This window comes from Streptomyces sp. NPDC001617 (assembly GCF_053596855.1).
On record NZ_JBSFHA010000098.1, the window covers coordinates 1 to 14,053 of the forward strand.

Below are 14,053 nucleotides of genomic sequence, written 5' to 3' on the forward strand. Positions count from 1 at the left end.
CGGCTCTGCGCCGCCGCCACCCTCGTCTCCCTGCCCGTCCTCATCGCCGGCTTCGCCGCCCAGGACAAACTCGTCCGCGGCCTGTCCCTAGGAGCAGTCAAGTGAAAGCCGCTGTCATCGAAGCCCCCGGCAAGGTCACCGTCACCACCGTGCCCGACCCCACCCCCGGGCCGCGCGAGGTCGTCGTCGAGGTCGCGGCCTGCGGGCTGTGCGGCACCGATCTGCACATCCTCCAGGGCGAGTTCGCACCCACCCTCCCTGTCATACCGGGCCACGAATTCGCCGGCGAGGTCGTCGGCCTCGGCAGCGAGGTCACCGAACTCGCCGTCGGCGACCGAGTCGCCGTCGACCCCTCCCTGTACTGCAACGAATGCCACTACTGCCGAGCCGGCCGCAACAACCTCTGCGACCGCTGGCAGGCGATCGGCGTGACCAGGGCCGGCGGCGCCGCCGAGTACGCCGTGGCACCCGTCGCCAACTGCGTACGACTGCCCGACCACGTGGACGTCCAGGACGCGGCCCTGATCGAACCGCTGTCCTGCGCCGTGCGCGGCTACGACGTCCTGCGCAGCAGGCTCGGCTCCCACGTGTTGATCTACGGCAGCGGCACCATGGGCCTGATGATGCTCCAGCTCGCCAAGCGCACCGGAGCCGCCTCGGTGGACGTCGTCGACGTCAACCCCGAACGACTGGCCACGGCCGAGAAGCTCGGCTGCTCCCAAGCGGCCCTCTCGGCCGACGAGTTGGGGCGGCCGGCCGGCTGGGACGTGGTCGTCGACGCCACCGGCAACGCCGCCGCCATCCAGGACGGCCTGGACCGCGTCGCCAAGGCCGGCACCTTCCTCCAGTTCGGGGTCTCCGACTACGCGACGACAGCCACCATCTCGCCCTACCGCATCTACAACCAGGAGATCACCATCACCGGCTCCATGGCCGTCCTGCACAGCTACGAGCGCGCGGCCGAGCTCTTCGCCACCGGGGTACTCGATCCACAGGTCTTCATCAGCCACCGCCTGCCGCTGGCCCAGTACCCACAGGCACTGGAACAGTTCGCAGCAGGCCAGGGACGCAAGATCGTCGTACTGCCCTGAGCCTTACTCGATGACGCCGGCCCCCCGCAGCCGCGTCAACAACGCTGCGGGTCAATACATCTAGTCGCTTCTGCCGTAGGTGAGACGTTCGACCTGGCCGGGCTGGAAGTCGTTGGGGACCTCTTTGCCGTTGACGACGAGCTGGAGGACGGAGGCATCGCCAAGGACCAGGGTGATCTGGCTGTTGTCCGTGAAGTTCTTGCTCTCGCCGTTGCCCAGCACTCCGTCGAACAGAATTCGGCCGTTGTGGTCCTTCACCGAGATCCAGCTCCGCCCGCTCTTGGCGGTCACCGCGACGGTGACGCGGTCCTTGGGGGTGGTGCTCACCCGGGAGGAAGCGGGCGTGGACGGCGGAGCGGAGGCTTGTGACGTGGCCCGCCGGGAATCCGAAGCGGTGACGGAGGGGCCGTCGCCCTTGTTGTTGTCGTCCCCTTGCCGTGTGAGGGCGAGGAGACCGCCCACGAGTGCCCCCGTCACGACCGTGGCCACGATCAGCAGGGTGACCACGCGGGGCGTGCGCGAGGCTTCGGCCGGGGCGGGCCGGAGAGGTTCGTCGACGCGGCCGGGATCGGCGGGGGGCTTGACCGGGACCGGCGGTCCGAAGCGCGGCCGGTCAGGGGTGGCGAGCGCGAGTGTGTTCGGATCCGGTACGAGCTCCGGGTTCGGGTCCGGTCCGAGCGAGCCCAGGAGCGCCTCGGGTGTGGGACGGTCGGCGGGATCCTTGGAGAGGCAGGCGGCGACCAGCGACCGTAGCTCCCCCGGCAGCGCGGAGAGATCCGCGGGCTCGTGCACCGACCGGTACATCAGCCCCATGGGCGTCCCGGTGCCGAACGCGCTGCCCCCGGCCGCCGCGACGAGTACGGCCCCGAGCGCGAACACGTCGGCGGCACCGCCGACTTCGTCGCCCTGCGCCTGCTCGGGCGCGAGGTATCCGGGAGTGCCGAAGGCCGCCCCGGTGGCGGTCAGCCGGGTGGACTCCACGGCCCGCGCGATGCCGAAATCGAGGACGCGTGGGCCGTCGTCGGCCATGATGATGTTGCCCGGCTTCAGATCCCGGTGTACGAGCCCACAGGCGTGGACGGCTTGGAGCGCCTCTGCCAGCGCCGCCCCGAGAGACCTCAACTGCTCTTTGTCCATGGGCCCTTGACTCTCGATCAGCTCGGCGAGCGTGGGCCCGGGGATGTACGCGGTGGCCAGCCAGGGCGCCTCCGCGTCGGGATCGGCGTCCACGACCGGAGCCGTGTGGAAACCGCCGACCCTGCGGGCCGCCTCGACCTCTGCGCGGAACCGTGCACGGAAGTGCGGGTCGGCGGCCAACTCGGGGCGCGCCACCTTGACCGCGACGGCCCGACCGCCCCGTGACCGGGCGAGGTAGACCGTCCCCATGCCGCCCGCGCCCAGCTCTCGCTCGACGGTGTAGACACCGATCCGCCGTGGCAGGTCCGCGCCGTTCTCCATCGTGTGCACGCCTCCCCCTGCGCACGGTCACCCGCACGTGACGCCGTCCGGTCCACCCCGGCCGATCTCCGGTCCCACGCATCCGTCCAGCAGCGTAGACGAAGACAGCACCCGGCAGTACGGCCGGCCGGACTCAGCCGCCGCGCCGCACCCGGGCCGCCTTGCGGGCCTCCGCGAGCGTGCGGGCCTCGCTGCTCTTGCGGGACGGCCTGCCGCCGGAGCCGCCCTTCGCGTCCTTGGTGCTGCCCAGGCCGCGGAACGGGGCGTTGTGGTTCTTGGGGCGCGGTACGGCCGGCCCGCCGTCGAGGGGCGTTCCGGAGGGGGCCTTGGCACCGGTGATCCGGCTCAACTCCGCCTCGCCGGACCACACTTTGGTGACCCTGGGGGCGACGTCGGCGTCCGCCATGACCTGGCTCGTCTCGCGGCGCTGTCCCGAAAGGACGAGTGTCACGACGGTGCCGGAGCGGCCGGCCCGGGCGGTGCGGCCCGCGCGGTGCAGATAGTCCTTCGGGTCGGTGGCCGGGTCGACGTTGACCACGAGGTCGAGGTCGTCGACGTGCAGGCCGCGTGCGGCGACGTTCGTCGCTACCAGCGCGGTGACCTGACCGTTCTTGAACTGGGCCAGGGTCCGGGTGCGCTGCGGCTGGGATTTCCCGCTGTGCAGGGCGGCGGCGGCCACGCCGCTGGCCCGCAGATGCCGCGTGAGCAGGTCGACGCCGTGCTTGGTGTCCAGGAACAGCAGGACACGGCCGTCCCGAGAGGCGATCTCCGTGGTCACGGCGTACCGGTCCGGGCCGTGCACGACGAAGACGTGGTGCTCGATCGCGGAGACCGCGCTGGAGGAGGGGTCCACGGAGTGGACAGCGGGGTCGCGCAGGTAGTCCCGCACCAGCTGGTCGACATCGCGGTCGAGGGTGGCGGAGAACAGCATGCGCTGCCCGTCGGGACGCACCTGGTCCAGGGCTTCGGTGACCTGCGGCAGGAACCCCATGTCACACATCTGGTCGGCCTCGTCCAGGACCGTGATGCGCACCTGTCCCAGCCGGCATGCCTTGCGGTCGATGAGGTCGTGCAGTCGGCCGGGTGTGGCGACGACGATCTCGGCGCCGTCCCGCAGCACGGCGGCCTGCCGTCCGATGGACACCCCGCCCACCACGGTCGCGAGCCGCAGCCGCAGCGCCTCGGCGTACGGGGTGAGCGCCTCACCGACCTGCTGCGCCAGCTCCCTGGTGGGCACCAGGACGAGCGCCAGCGGCTCCTTGGGCTGCGCACGCCGCCCGGCCGTCCGGGCGAGCACCCCCAGGCCGAAGGCGAGCGTCTTGCCGGATCCGGTACGGCCCCGGCCCAGAACGTCCCGTCCCGCGAGTGCGTTGGGCAGTGCCGCCGCCTGGATGGGGAAGGGCACCGTCACGCCGTGCTCGTCGAGCGCCCGCAGGATCTCGGCCGGCAGTCCCAGCTCCGCGAAGGACTCCGCCGGGGGCAGAGCCGCGGTGGCGCCCGACGCCTCGGACACCTCATCCTGCTGCCGGGCATCGGCACGTGCTGATTCGCTCACAGAGAGCCTTCCTCCGAAGGGACCGTACCGAGGAAGGCGCGGCGGGGACGCGGCCACCTGCCAGGGACCGCGAACCGGGCACCGACACAGCGACGCTGCAAACGCCCCACGCTAGCACGGGGCACACCGCCCGGGCCTCCCATGGCCGCGCCGCCCAGCGCGGACGACAACCGGACCCGCCTGTGCGGATTGTCCCGACGCGCTGAACGCCGGGTTTCTTCCAGGCACGGGAAAAAGGGCGTCGGCACCCTGTCTCCGCGCAGCTGTGCCCCGAACTGGCGGCCGCGCACTCCGCCAGGGGCCCCGACGGTCCCACACTGCCCTCGCGGCGTCGGGCGGAAGCAGCCAGGCTGGTCATAAGCCCACTCGGCGACTCCAGCGCCGAGGCGAAGGAGCTGATCACCATGACGAACCTGGTGGGATTCCCGGAGCGCCCGGTCCGGGTGAACGCGCGTATCGACTCGCCACTGTCCCGATGGCTGTGGCTCGTGAAGTGGATCCTCGCCATTCCGCACTACGTGGTGCTGTTCTTCCTCTGGATCGCCTTCACCCTGGTGACCGTGATCGCGTTCTTCGCCATCCTGTTCACCGAGCGCTATCCCCGTGCCCTGTTCGACTTCAACCTGGGGGTGCTGCGCTGGAGTTGGCGGGTCTCGTACTACTCGTACGACGCCCTGGGTACCGACCGGTACCCGCCGTTCAGCCTGGGCGAGGAACCGGATTACCCGGCACGGCTGGACATCGCCTACCCGGAGCGGCTCTCCCGCGGCCTGGTGCTGGTCAAGTGGTGGCTCCTGGCCATCCCGCACTACATGGTCATCGGCTTCTTCCTCAGCGGCGCCCAATTCGGCTGGTGGTCCGGCGGGCTGATCGGCGTGCTGACCATCATCGCGGCCGTGATCCTGGCCTTCACCGAGAAGTATCCGAAGGACCTGTTCGACCTGATCATCGGCCTCAACCGATGGGTCCTGCGAGTCACCGCCTACGCCGCTCTGATGACGGACACCTACCCACCGTTCCGCCTGGACCTGGGCGGCCCGGAGACGCTCGATCCGGAAGAGCGCGTGTGATCACCACGCCGGTGGCCGAATCGGCATGCTCCCGGGCGTCGTCGGCCTGGCCACATCCGTGACGCCTCGCTCATCTCGGTCCCCGGACGTCCCTGAGGCGGTGTGCGCCGCTGCGGCGTCGTAAGTCCGCAGGATCCGGCTGTAAGGCCGTCCCGGTCCTGCCGTGGAACAGTGGAAGAGAAGAGGCATGGGCCGTGCGGTTACTGCGGAGGGCCACGCCGGGCGAAGGAGGACACGATGAGTCACCCTGTGTTGGCGGGTATCGACGGGTCCGCACACAGTTCGGTGGCAGCCGACTGGGCGGCGCGGGAAGCCGCGCTGCGCGGCGTTCCGCTGCGCCTGATGCATGCCTCCCCGCCGCTTCCGGGCGCCGCCGTGCCGCTCTCTGCGGTGGACTGGTTGCGTCACATGGGTGAGCGGATGCTCCAGCGGACGGTCGCCGATCTCAGCGACCGCTACCCGGGCCTTGAGGTACGGGGTGAACAGACCGATGGCGCCCCGATCTCGGCACTCCTCGCCGCGGCACGCGCTGCCGGGCTCCTCGTCGTCGGCACACGGGGGACGGGTGGCTTCGACGGTCTCGCGGTCGGCTCGGTGGCCCTGCGCATGGCCATGGCGGCTCCTTGCCCCGTTGTGCTGGTGCCCCACGAGCACGCCGACGCCTTCGAAGAAGGGATGCACAGGGCACGCGGCGCCACCCGGCTAGTGGTGGGGTTCGACGCGCATCAGCCGATCAGCGAGACGGCGGACTTCGCGTTCTCGGCCGCTGAGGCACGCGGAGCACGTCTGCGAGTGGTCCAGGCATGGGCCCTTCCTGCCGACTCCGTGTCTCCCCGGACGCTGGTCGTGACCGAGGAGGACCGCGCCACCTGGGAGGATCAGGAGGTCATGCAGCTCTCCGACGCCCTGCGCGCGTGGCAGGAGAAGTATCCGGGGGTGACGGTCCGTCCCGATGTCGTGCTCCTCCACCCCGCGGAAGCGCTCTTGAACACGTCCACGGATGCGGAGTTGCTCGTCGTGGGCCGCCGTACCGATCCCCAGGCGGTCGAGGGCAGACTGGGGCCTGTCACCCACGCCGTCCTGCACCACGCCCGCTGCCCGGTCGCGGTCGTTCCGCACGTCGGCTGATGGCGGACCGGCAGGTCTGATGGCGATCCGGCGAGTGCGTGGGGCAGTCAGCCGAAGAACACCTCGAACTCGTCGTACAGCGACGGATCGACCCGCTTGGTCTTCTCTGTGGCATCGGCGAGCGGAACACGGACGATCTGCGTGCCCTGGAGGGCAACCATCACGCCGAAGTCGCCGTCCTTGACCGCGTCGACGGCGTGCAGCCCGAAGCGCGTGGCCAGCCACCGGTCGAAGGCGCTCGGCGTGCCGCCGCGCTGGATGTGCCCCAGGACCGTGGTGCGGGCATCCGTGCCTGTACGGTCCGCGATCTCCTGGGCCAGCCAGTCGCCGATGCCGGACAGTCGCACATGGCCGAACTCGTCCAACGTCTGGTCCTTGACCATCATCTGTCCCTCTTGGGGGACGGCCCCCTCGGCCACCACGACGATCGGCGCGTAGTTGATCTCGAATCGGCTCTTCACCCGCTCACAGACCAGATCGATGTCGAACGGCCGCTCCGGGATGAGGATCACGTTGGCACCGCCCGCGACGCCGCCATGCAACGCGATCCACCCGGAGTGCCGCCCCATGACCTCCACCACCAGGGTGCGCATGTGCGACTCGGCAGTGGTGTGGAGGCGGTCGATGGCCTCGGTCACTATGCCGACGGCGGTGTCGAAGCCGAAGGTGTAGTCGGTGCCGGACACGTCGTTGTCGATGGTCTTCGGTACACCGACCAGATTGATCCCCTGACGGCTCAGCTCGGTGGCCACACCGAGCGTGTCCTCGCCGCCGATCACGACGAGCGCGTCCACGTTGTGCGCGGCAAGGGTGTCCTGCACCCGCCGCAGGCCGTCCTCGTGCTTGAGCGGGTTGGTACGGGAGGAGCCGAGGATGGTTCCGCCGCGGGGAAGGATTCCGCGCACGCTGGGGATGTCGAGCGGCACTACCCTGTCCTGGAGCGCGCCGAGCCAGCCGTCTCGCAGACCGACGAACTCAAAGGCGTACTCCTGTACGCCTTTGCGGACGACGCTGCGGATCACAGCATTGAGGCCGGGACAGTCACCGCCGCCGGTCAGCACTCCAACCCTCATGGCTTCCTCCCATCAGCTGGTCACCGACCTGGTGGCGGCCTCCTCGGCGATCGAAACCGCTGCCGGGGAACATGGATCACCTCCCCTACAGCCTCCCTCCATTCGGACCGCAGTGGCCACTCGGCGAACGGGAGATCCAGACGGCTCGCTCGTGGTTGGCGCGGGTGAGCTCGGTATCGTCCGGCACTCCCGCGGGTGGTCGAGGGGTTCGCGCCGGGGCCCGGTCATTCCGACGGAGTTCCGCCACGACCGGCGTCGATCCACAGGATCCGCCGTCCGGGCACCGACCGGGTTGACGGTGCCCATCGACGTCTTGACGGCCCGCTGCTCGACGAGCGACACCTCCGTCAGCAGATCCGCGGTAGTTGCTCCCCGATCGGCAGGTCCACCACCCGCGTCCCGCCCAGGCCGGTGCGGGCCACGACCATGCCGGGATGTGCCTCGACGGCCTCGCCGATGATCACCGAGTCCGCGCCCAGAGGATGGGCTCGCATCGCCTCCAGAACGGCGTCGGCGTGCTCGCGCGGGACGAAGGCCACCAGCTTGCCCTCGTTGGCGATGTACATGGGGTCCAGTCCGAGAATGGCGCAGGCGTTGGCCACGGCCTGCGGCACCGGGACGTCGCGTTCCCGGATGACCACCCCGGTCCCGGAGGCCTCCGCGATCTCGTTGAGCGAGGCCGCCAGGCCACCCCTGGTGGGATCGCGCAGGACGTGCAGATCCGGGGTGACGGCGAGCATGGCGTCGACCAGCCCGCCGAGCGCCGCGCAGTCGCTCTTGATCTCCACTCCGAACTCCAGGCCCTCGCGCACACTCATGATCGCCACGCCGTGGACACCGATGGCTCCGCTGACGATCACGACGTCGCCGGGGACGACCCGCTGGGGACGCAGATCGACGCCGGCCGGGACGAGGCCGATGCCCGCCGTGTTGATGAAGATCCCGTCTCCGTGGCCGGCCTCCACCACCTTGGTGTCGCCGGTGGCCACCTCCACACAGGCGGTGCGCGCGGCCGCGCCCATCGCCTCGGACACTCGCGTGACCACGTCGAGCTCGACGCCCTCCTCCAGGATGAATCCGCAGGAGAGGTAGGCGGCGCGGGCGCCGCTCATGGCGAGGTCGTTGACCGTCCCGTTGACCGCGAGATCGCCGATGCTCCCGCCGGGGAAGAACAGCGGCCGCACCACGTAGGAGTCGGTGGAGAACGCCAGCCGGGCTCCGCCGAGGGAGACGACGGCGGCGTCACCCAGTTGGGCGAGCACCTCGCCGCCGAACGCGGGGGTGAAGATCTGCTGGACCAGTTCGGCGGAGAGAACTCCGCCGCCGCCATGGCCCATGACGACGCGGGGCCGGTCGCGCACCGGCGCCGGGCACGTCCACGCCTCGATGTCGAGGGCGGGGGCCGGGGCGGGGAGGTCTGTGGTGTCAGACAACGGGGCTCGCCTCCCGATCCGTGGTGGTGGGCACGTCCAGACGCCGGTAGAGGTAGTACGCCGCGCAGGCGCCCTCGCTGGAGACCATCGTGGCGCCCAGGGGGGTGCGAGGGGTGCACAGAGTGCCGAAGGCCTCGCACTCGTGCGGCTTGAGCAGCCCCTGCAGGACCTCTCCGCTGCGGCACTCGGCCGGTTCCTGCGTGCGGATGCCCTCGACGGAGAAGCGGTGCTCGGCGTCGTAGTCGCGGTACTTCGGCGCCAGCCGCCAGCCGCTCCGCGGGATCACCCCGATACCGCGCCAGGCACGGTCGGTGACCTCGAAGACGTCCTCCAGCATGGCCCGGGCGGCCGGGTTGCCCTCCGGGCGTACGGCACGGGCGTAGGCGTTGTCGACGGTGTGCTCACCGCGTTCGAGCTGACGGACGGTACGGCGCACGCCTTCGAGGATGTCCAGGGGCTCGAAGCCCGTCACGACGATCGGTACCCGGAAGCGCTCAGCCAGTTCCGGGTACTCCCCCATGCCCATCACGCTGCAGACATGGCCGGCCGCGAGGAAGCCCTGCACACGGCAGCTCGGCGACGACATGATCGCCTCGATGGCGGGCGGTACGCGGACATGGGAGACCAGCATGCTGAAGTTCGGGATGCCCAGCTTCCGGGCCTGATGGACCGTCATGGCGTTGGGAGGCGCCGTCGTCTCGAAGCCGATGCCGAAGAACACCACCTCGCGGTCCGGGTTCTGCTGTGCGATCCGCAGCGCGTCGAGGGGCGAGTAGACGACACGCACGTCACCGCCTTCGCCGCGGACCTGGAACAGGTCCCGTCCGGTGCCCGGCACGCGCAGCATGTCACCGAAGGAGCAGAAGATCACCTCCGATCGGGAGGCGATCTCCAGTGCCTTGTCGATGACCTCCAGCGGGGTCACACACACCGGACAGCCCGGCCCATGAATCAACTCGACCTTGTCCGGGAGGAGTTGGTCGATCCCGTGGCGAATGATGCTGTGCGTCTGCCCGCCGCACACCTCCATCAGGGCCCACGGCCTGGTCACCGTGGCGTGGATGTCGTCGAGGAGCCGGCGGGCCAGCTCCGGGTCCTGGAACTCGTCGATGTACTTCACTACTTGCGCACCTCTTCCACCGGGTCGACGCCCGCCTCCGTCGCCGCCATCTCCCAGGCGTCGCCGAACTCCTCCTGCAGCATGCCGAGTTCGGCGAAGAGTTCGAGCGTCTGCCGCGCCGACTCCTCGTCCAGTCGTTGCAGGGCGAACCCGACGTGGACGATGGCGTACTCGCCGACCTGGAGGTCGGGCAGGTACTCCAGGCACACCTCCTTGACCACTCCGCCGAAGTCGACGGTGGCCATCCGGGTGCCGTCCCGTTCCTCGATGTCCAGCACTCTGCCGGGTACCGCCAGGCACATGAGCCTCTCCTCGCTGTCGGTCGCGCGTTCGCTCAGTCGGTGGGAGTGGGAGTGGCGCGGGCGGCCACCATCAGCTGGCCCAGCGCCAGGCCGCCGTCGCCGGGCGGCACCAGGTGGTGCCGCAGGACCGTGAAGCCGTCCTCGCGCAGGGTGGCGGCACAGGCCGAGGAGAGCAGCGTGTTGGCGAACACGCCCCCCGTCAGTGCGACCGTGTCCAGCCCGTGCCGCTCTCGCGCCCGCACGCAGATCCGGTGCACCAGGCCGGTCACGCTCCGGTGGAAGCGAGCCGCGATGAGGGCCGGCTCGACGCCCGCGCGCAGGTCGGCGACGATCGCCGCGAGTACGGGTGCCGGATCGGCCCGTACCGCGCCGTCCCGGTCCTCCTCCGAGACGTGCAGGGCGAAGGCGTACGCGGTGGTGTCGCCGACGGGTGCGCGCAGAGCCGCGCCCTCCAGCTCGACGGCGGCCTGGGCCTCGTATCCGGCGCGGTGGCACACCCCGGCGAGCGAGGACACGGCGTCGAAGAGCCGGCCCATGCTGGACGTGGGGACACAGTTCAGGCCTCGCTCCAACTGCCGTTCCAGGACACGGAGTTCATCGGGCGGGCAGGCGTCCGTACAGGCGAGGTCGTCGGTCCAGTCGATCCCGGCCGCCCTCAGATGGGCCAGCGCCATGCGGTACGGCCGGCGCACCGCGGCGTCACCACCGGGCAGCGGAACATACGCGAGATGTCCGAGCCGGGTGAAGCGGTCGTAGTCCGCGAGCAGGAACTCCCCGCCCCACACGGCACCGTCGTCGCCGTGGCCCGTGCCGTCGAAGGCGACTCCGATCACCGGCCGGGTGCCGTCCAGCCCGTGCTCGGCCATCGTGGCGGCGATGTGCGCGTGATGGTGCTGGACGCGTACGACGGGCCGGTGCGCCGCGTTCCGGTCGGCCCATCCGGCGGAGCGGTAGCCGGGATGCCGGTCGGAGACCAGGGTCTCGGGGCGCACCCCGGTAATGGACTCCAACTGGGCCACCGCGCGCTCGAAGACCCGCTGTGTGCCTACGTCGTCCATGTCGCCGATGTGCGCCGACAGCCAGGCTCGGCGACCCGTTCCCAGGCAGAAGGCGTTCTTCAGGTCTCCGCCGACGGCCAGGGCCGGCCGCACGGGCAGTGGGAGGGAGACCGGCAGCGGGGCGTAGCCACGTGAGCGGCGGATCACCAGCGGCTCCCCGTCGCAGACGCGGACCACGGAGTCGTCGCACGGGACATGGATCGGCCGGTCGTGGGTGAGCCAGGCGTCGGCCAGGTGCGCGAGCCGCTCCCATGCCTCGGTGTCGTCGGTGACGATCGGCTCACCGGACAGGTTGCCGCTGGTCATGACGAGCAGCCGGGGGCCGTCCGGGTCACCGGGCAGGCCGAGCAGCAGATGGTGTACCGGTGTGTACGGCAGCATCACGCCGAGGTCGGGGCTGCCGGGCGCGACCGCCTGGGCGGGCCGGAGATCCCCGGCCGCGTCGCGTCGCCTCATCAGGACGACCGGCCTGGCCCGGCCTTCGAGCAGGCTCCGCTCCGCGGGGCTCAGCCGGACGAGGTGCCGGACGTCGTCCGCGGTCCTGGCCATGACGGCGAACGGCTTGTCCCCGCGCGCCTTCCGGCGGCGCAGGAGGGCGACCGCCGCCTGGTTCGTGGCATCGCAGGCCAGGTGGTAGCCGCCCAGGCCCTTCACGGCGAGGATGGCGCCTCGCCTCAGCAGTGCGCGGGCCTCGGTGAGCGGGTCCGCCCCGCCGACATCGTCGAGTCCCGATTCCTGGGCCACGACCAGCCGCAGCCGCGGCCCGCAGGCGGGGCAGGCGACGGGCTGCGCGTGGAAGCGGCGGTCGGCCGGATCCGCGTACTCCCGGGCGCAGTCGGGGCACATCGCGAAGCCCGCCATCGTGGTGTGGGCCCGGTCGTACGGCACACCGGTGACGATCGTGAACCGCGGGCCGCAGTGGGTGCAGTTGACGAACGGGTGGCGGTGGCGCCGGTCCGCCGGGTCGGCCAGTTCGGCGAGGCAGTCGGCGCAGGTGGCCGTGTCCGGGGAGACAAGAGTGCGGGCCGGTCCACCGGTGCGGGAGGTGAGGATGGTGAACGCGCTGCCGCCCGCGGGCGGCATGTCCCGGTGGTGGACGGAGTCCACGCGGGCGAGCGGGGGCGCCTGGGCGGCGATTCGGTCGCAGAACCGGGCCACGGCCGAGGCGCTGCCCTCGACCTCGGCGACAACGCCCTCCGGGGTGTTGGTGACGTGTCCCACCAGGGCGAGTTCGGTGGCGAGGCCGTAGAGGTAGGGCCGGAAGCCCACGCCCTGCACCACTCCCCGGACGGTGACCCGGCGGCGTCGCGGGGTGTTCTCTGCGACGGCGGTGGGAGCCTGCGGACCGCTCACGAGTGGCTGTGGGCCATGGTGCCGGTGGCCTCCGTGTGCGCGTGGGTGTGACCGTGGTGATGGGGCGGCCGGGCCATGACCGGCGCGTGGACGGGTGCGCCGTCCGCGGCGGCGAGCGCCCGGTCCAGCAGCGCCCCGACGCCCTGCCCCCGGCGTGCCGAGGTCAGCATCACCTCGACCCCGGGGTTGACCTGCTCCACATTCGCGCGGAACGCCGCCTCGTCGAACTCGACGGCCTCCGCGATGTCGGTCTTGGTGACCACCACAAGGTGGGCGAGGCCGAAGGCCGTGGGGTACTTGAGCGGCTTGTCCTCGCCCTCCGTCACGGAGGCGAGGGTGACCCTCAGTGTCTCCCCCAGGTCGTAGGAGGCCGGGCAGACCAGGTTGCCGACGTTCTCCACGAACAGCAGCCGGGTGTCGTCGGGCAACCACCCGTCCAGGTGCCCGGCGAGCATCCCCGCCTCCAGATGGCACAGTCCGTCGGTGAGCACCTGCTTGACGGGCACGCCCGAACGCGCCAGCCGGGCCGCGTCGTTCTCGGTGGCCAGATCGGCGCTCAGCGCCGCGACGGGAACGGCCCGCTCGCGTGCTCGCAGCAGTTCGCGCTCCAGCAGCGCGGTCTTGCCGCTGCCCGGACTGGACAGCAGGTTGACGACCGCGGTGCCGCGAGCCGCGAGGTGCGCCCGCAGCTCGTGGGCGCTCGCCTCGTTCTTCGCGAGTACGGCCTGCCGCAGGTCGACGACACGACACATGGTTCAGCGCTCCTCGGAGATCGGTTCGCGGGTGGGCGCGTGCGGGGGGCCGCCGTCCTCCCAGTGCACGTCGAGGATCTGCAGTTCCCGGCCCGCGAGCAGGTCGGTCTGCGTCCCGCCGCACGCGGGGCAGGTCAGCCGGGGCGGCATGCCGACGGCCCATTCGTGTGCGCAGCGCGTGCAGCGGGCCCGTCCCGGGACCGCTTCGGTGACGAGTTCGGCGCCTTCCAGAACGGTGCCGGCGCAGGCCAGTTCGAAGCAGAAGGCGAGCGCATCGGGCACGACGCCGGCCAGTTCGCCCACCTGGAGCCGTACCGATCGCACCACCGTGACGTCTTCGGCCCGGGTGACGGCCTCTGCCACCTGGTCGACGACGGCCAGCGCGACGGACATCTCGTGCATGGGTCTCCGTCCTTCCGCAGCCTGCCTGCGCCGGGCTTCATTAGAGGCGGGCGCCGCCCGGTCGCACGGCCCGGCACGCCGTCACCGGCCTCGGAGGTACGCCGTTCGACGCAACCGCACGGCAGACCCGGGTGGCGCCCACGGTTCACATCCGCCGGATCCGCAGGTAGCGCCGGAGGTCGGGAAGCACCTCGGCTGCGACAGCGACCAGGGCGGCGAGGGCCGCTCCACCGATGACGATCTTCTTCATCCCGTCTC

General features: G+C 71.0%; 13 protein-coding genes and 1 pseudogene. 4 read left to right on the forward strand and 10 right to left on the reverse strand.

Features of this window, described 5'->3' with window-relative positions:
- Together ACWC09_RS44190 and ACWC09_RS44195 are read left to right on the forward strand one after the other, a co-directional pair.
- A pseudogene (locus ACWC09_RS44190) lies at positions 1-105 on the forward strand (carbohydrate ABC transporter permease); the annotation flags it as partial.
- Positions 102-1,091 (forward strand): zinc-dependent alcohol dehydrogenase family protein, encoded by a 990-nt coding sequence (locus tag ACWC09_RS44195; RefSeq protein ID WP_450856938.1) that lies wholly within the window; start codon positions 102-104, stop codon positions 1,089-1,091. The pseudogene ACWC09_RS44190 and the gene ACWC09_RS44195, both read left to right, overlap by 4 nt.
- A 60-nt stretch (positions 1,092-1,151) precedes the next feature.
- Here ACWC09_RS44195 and ACWC09_RS44200 read toward each other — a convergent pair whose 3' ends face one another.
- Together ACWC09_RS44200 and ACWC09_RS44205 are read right to left on the reverse strand one after the other, a co-directional pair.
- Positions 1,152-2,549, reverse strand: coding sequence for a RodZ domain-containing protein (locus tag ACWC09_RS44200; protein ID WP_450856999.1), 1,398 nt, complete (start codon positions 2,547-2,549; stop codon positions 1,152-1,154).
- A gap of 133 nt (positions 2,550-2,682) precedes the next feature.
- Positions 2,683-4,104 (reverse strand): DEAD/DEAH box helicase, encoded by a 1,422-nt coding sequence (locus ACWC09_RS44205; RefSeq protein WP_450856939.1) that lies wholly within the window; start codon positions 4,102-4,104, stop codon positions 2,683-2,685.
- A gap of 404 nt (positions 4,105-4,508) precedes the next feature.
- Here ACWC09_RS44205 and ACWC09_RS44210 point away from each other — a divergent pair, with 404 nt between their 5' ends.
- Both ACWC09_RS44210 and ACWC09_RS44215 read left to right on the forward strand, forming a co-directional pair.
- Positions 4,509-5,174 carry a DUF4389 domain-containing protein gene (locus ACWC09_RS44210; protein ID WP_450856940.1) on the forward strand — a complete coding sequence of 222 codons (666 nt, stop codon included), beginning with the start codon at positions 4,509-4,511 and terminating at the stop codon, positions 5,172-5,174.
- A gap of 237 nt (positions 5,175-5,411) precedes the next feature.
- Entirely contained in the window at positions 5,412-6,302 is an 891-nt protein-coding gene (locus tag ACWC09_RS44215) for a universal stress protein (RefSeq protein WP_450856941.1), read from the forward strand.
- A 47-nt stretch (positions 6,303-6,349) separates the two neighbouring features.
- On the opposite strand, the gene ACWC09_RS44220 is transcribed toward ACWC09_RS44215, so the two are convergent.
- The 8 genes from ACWC09_RS44220 to ACWC09_RS44255 form a co-directional block, all read right to left on the reverse strand.
- On the reverse strand, positions 6,350-7,375 hold the full coding sequence (locus tag ACWC09_RS44220; RefSeq protein WP_450856943.1) for a 6-phosphofructokinase: 1,026 nt from the start codon (positions 7,373-7,375) through the stop codon (positions 6,350-6,352).
- A gap of 347 nt (positions 7,376-7,722) precedes the next feature.
- Entirely contained in the window at positions 7,723-8,808 is a 1,086-nt protein-coding gene (gene hypE / locus ACWC09_RS44225; RefSeq protein WP_450856944.1) for a hydrogenase expression/formation protein HypE, read from the reverse strand.
- Positions 8,801-9,928 carry a hydrogenase formation protein HypD gene (hypD, locus tag ACWC09_RS44230; protein WP_450856945.1) on the reverse strand — a complete coding sequence of 376 codons (1,128 nt, stop codon included), beginning with the start codon at positions 9,926-9,928 and terminating at the stop codon, positions 8,801-8,803. Before hypD ends, hypE begins: the two co-directional genes overlap by 8 nt.
- A complete protein-coding gene (locus ACWC09_RS44235; protein ID WP_450856947.1) occupies positions 9,928-10,230 on the reverse strand; it encodes a HypC/HybG/HupF family hydrogenase formation chaperone in 303 nt (100 codons plus the stop codon). The genes hypD and ACWC09_RS44235 overlap by 1 nt, the downstream gene beginning before the upstream one ends.
- Positions 10,231-10,262: 32 nt before the next feature.
- Positions 10,263-12,641: a carbamoyltransferase HypF gene (gene hypF / locus ACWC09_RS44240; protein ID WP_450856948.1), complete on the reverse strand. Its 2,379-nt coding sequence runs from the start codon at positions 12,639-12,641 to the stop codon at positions 10,263-10,265.
- Positions 12,638-13,393 (reverse strand): hydrogenase nickel incorporation protein HypB, encoded by a 756-nt coding sequence (gene hypB / locus ACWC09_RS44245; protein WP_450856950.1) that lies wholly within the window; start codon positions 13,391-13,393, stop codon positions 12,638-12,640. Before hypB ends, hypF begins: the two co-directional genes overlap by 4 nt.
- 3 nt (positions 13,394-13,396) lie before the next feature.
- Positions 13,397-13,795, reverse strand: a complete 399-nt coding sequence (gene hypA / locus ACWC09_RS44250; RefSeq protein WP_450856952.1) for a hydrogenase maturation nickel metallochaperone HypA — start codon at positions 13,793-13,795, stop codon at positions 13,397-13,399.
- A gap of 145 nt (positions 13,796-13,940) precedes the next feature.
- Positions 13,941-14,045 (reverse strand): DUF6893 family small protein, encoded by a 105-nt coding sequence (locus ACWC09_RS44255; RefSeq protein ID WP_424882829.1) that lies wholly within the window; start codon positions 14,043-14,045, stop codon positions 13,941-13,943.
- Between the last annotated feature and the right edge of the window lie 8 nt (positions 14,046-14,053).

Bases quoted from the DNA above. Each gene is read 5' to 3' on its own strand.
- ACWC09_RS44210 (WP_450856940.1), top strand. From the start codon at position 4,509: ATGACGAACCTGGTGGGATTCCCGGAGCGCCCGGTCCGGGTGAACGCG.
- ACWC09_RS44200 (WP_450856999.1), bottom strand. From the start codon at position 2,549: ATGGAGAACGGCGCGGACCTGCCACGGCGGATCGGTGTCTACACCGTC.
- hypB (WP_450856950.1), bottom strand. From the start codon at position 13,393: ATGTGTCGTGTCGTCGACCTGCGGCAGGCCGTACTCGCGAAGAACGAG.
- ACWC09_RS44220 (WP_450856943.1), bottom strand. From the start codon at position 7,375: ATGAGGGTTGGAGTGCTGACCGGCGGCGGTGACTGTCCCGGCCTCAAT.
- ACWC09_RS44255 (WP_424882829.1), bottom strand. From the start codon at position 14,045: ATGAAGAAGATCGTCATCGGTGGAGCGGCCCTCGCCGCCCTGGTCGCT.
- hypA (WP_450856952.1), bottom strand. From the start codon at position 13,795: ATGCACGAGATGTCCGTCGCGCTGGCCGTCGTCGACCAGGTGGCAGAG.
- ACWC09_RS44215 (WP_450856941.1), top strand. From the start codon at position 5,412: ATGAGTCACCCTGTGTTGGCGGGTATCGACGGGTCCGCACACAGTTCG.
- ACWC09_RS44235 (WP_450856947.1), bottom strand. From the start codon at position 10,230: ATGTGCCTGGCGGTACCCGGCAGAGTGCTGGACATCGAGGAACGGGAC.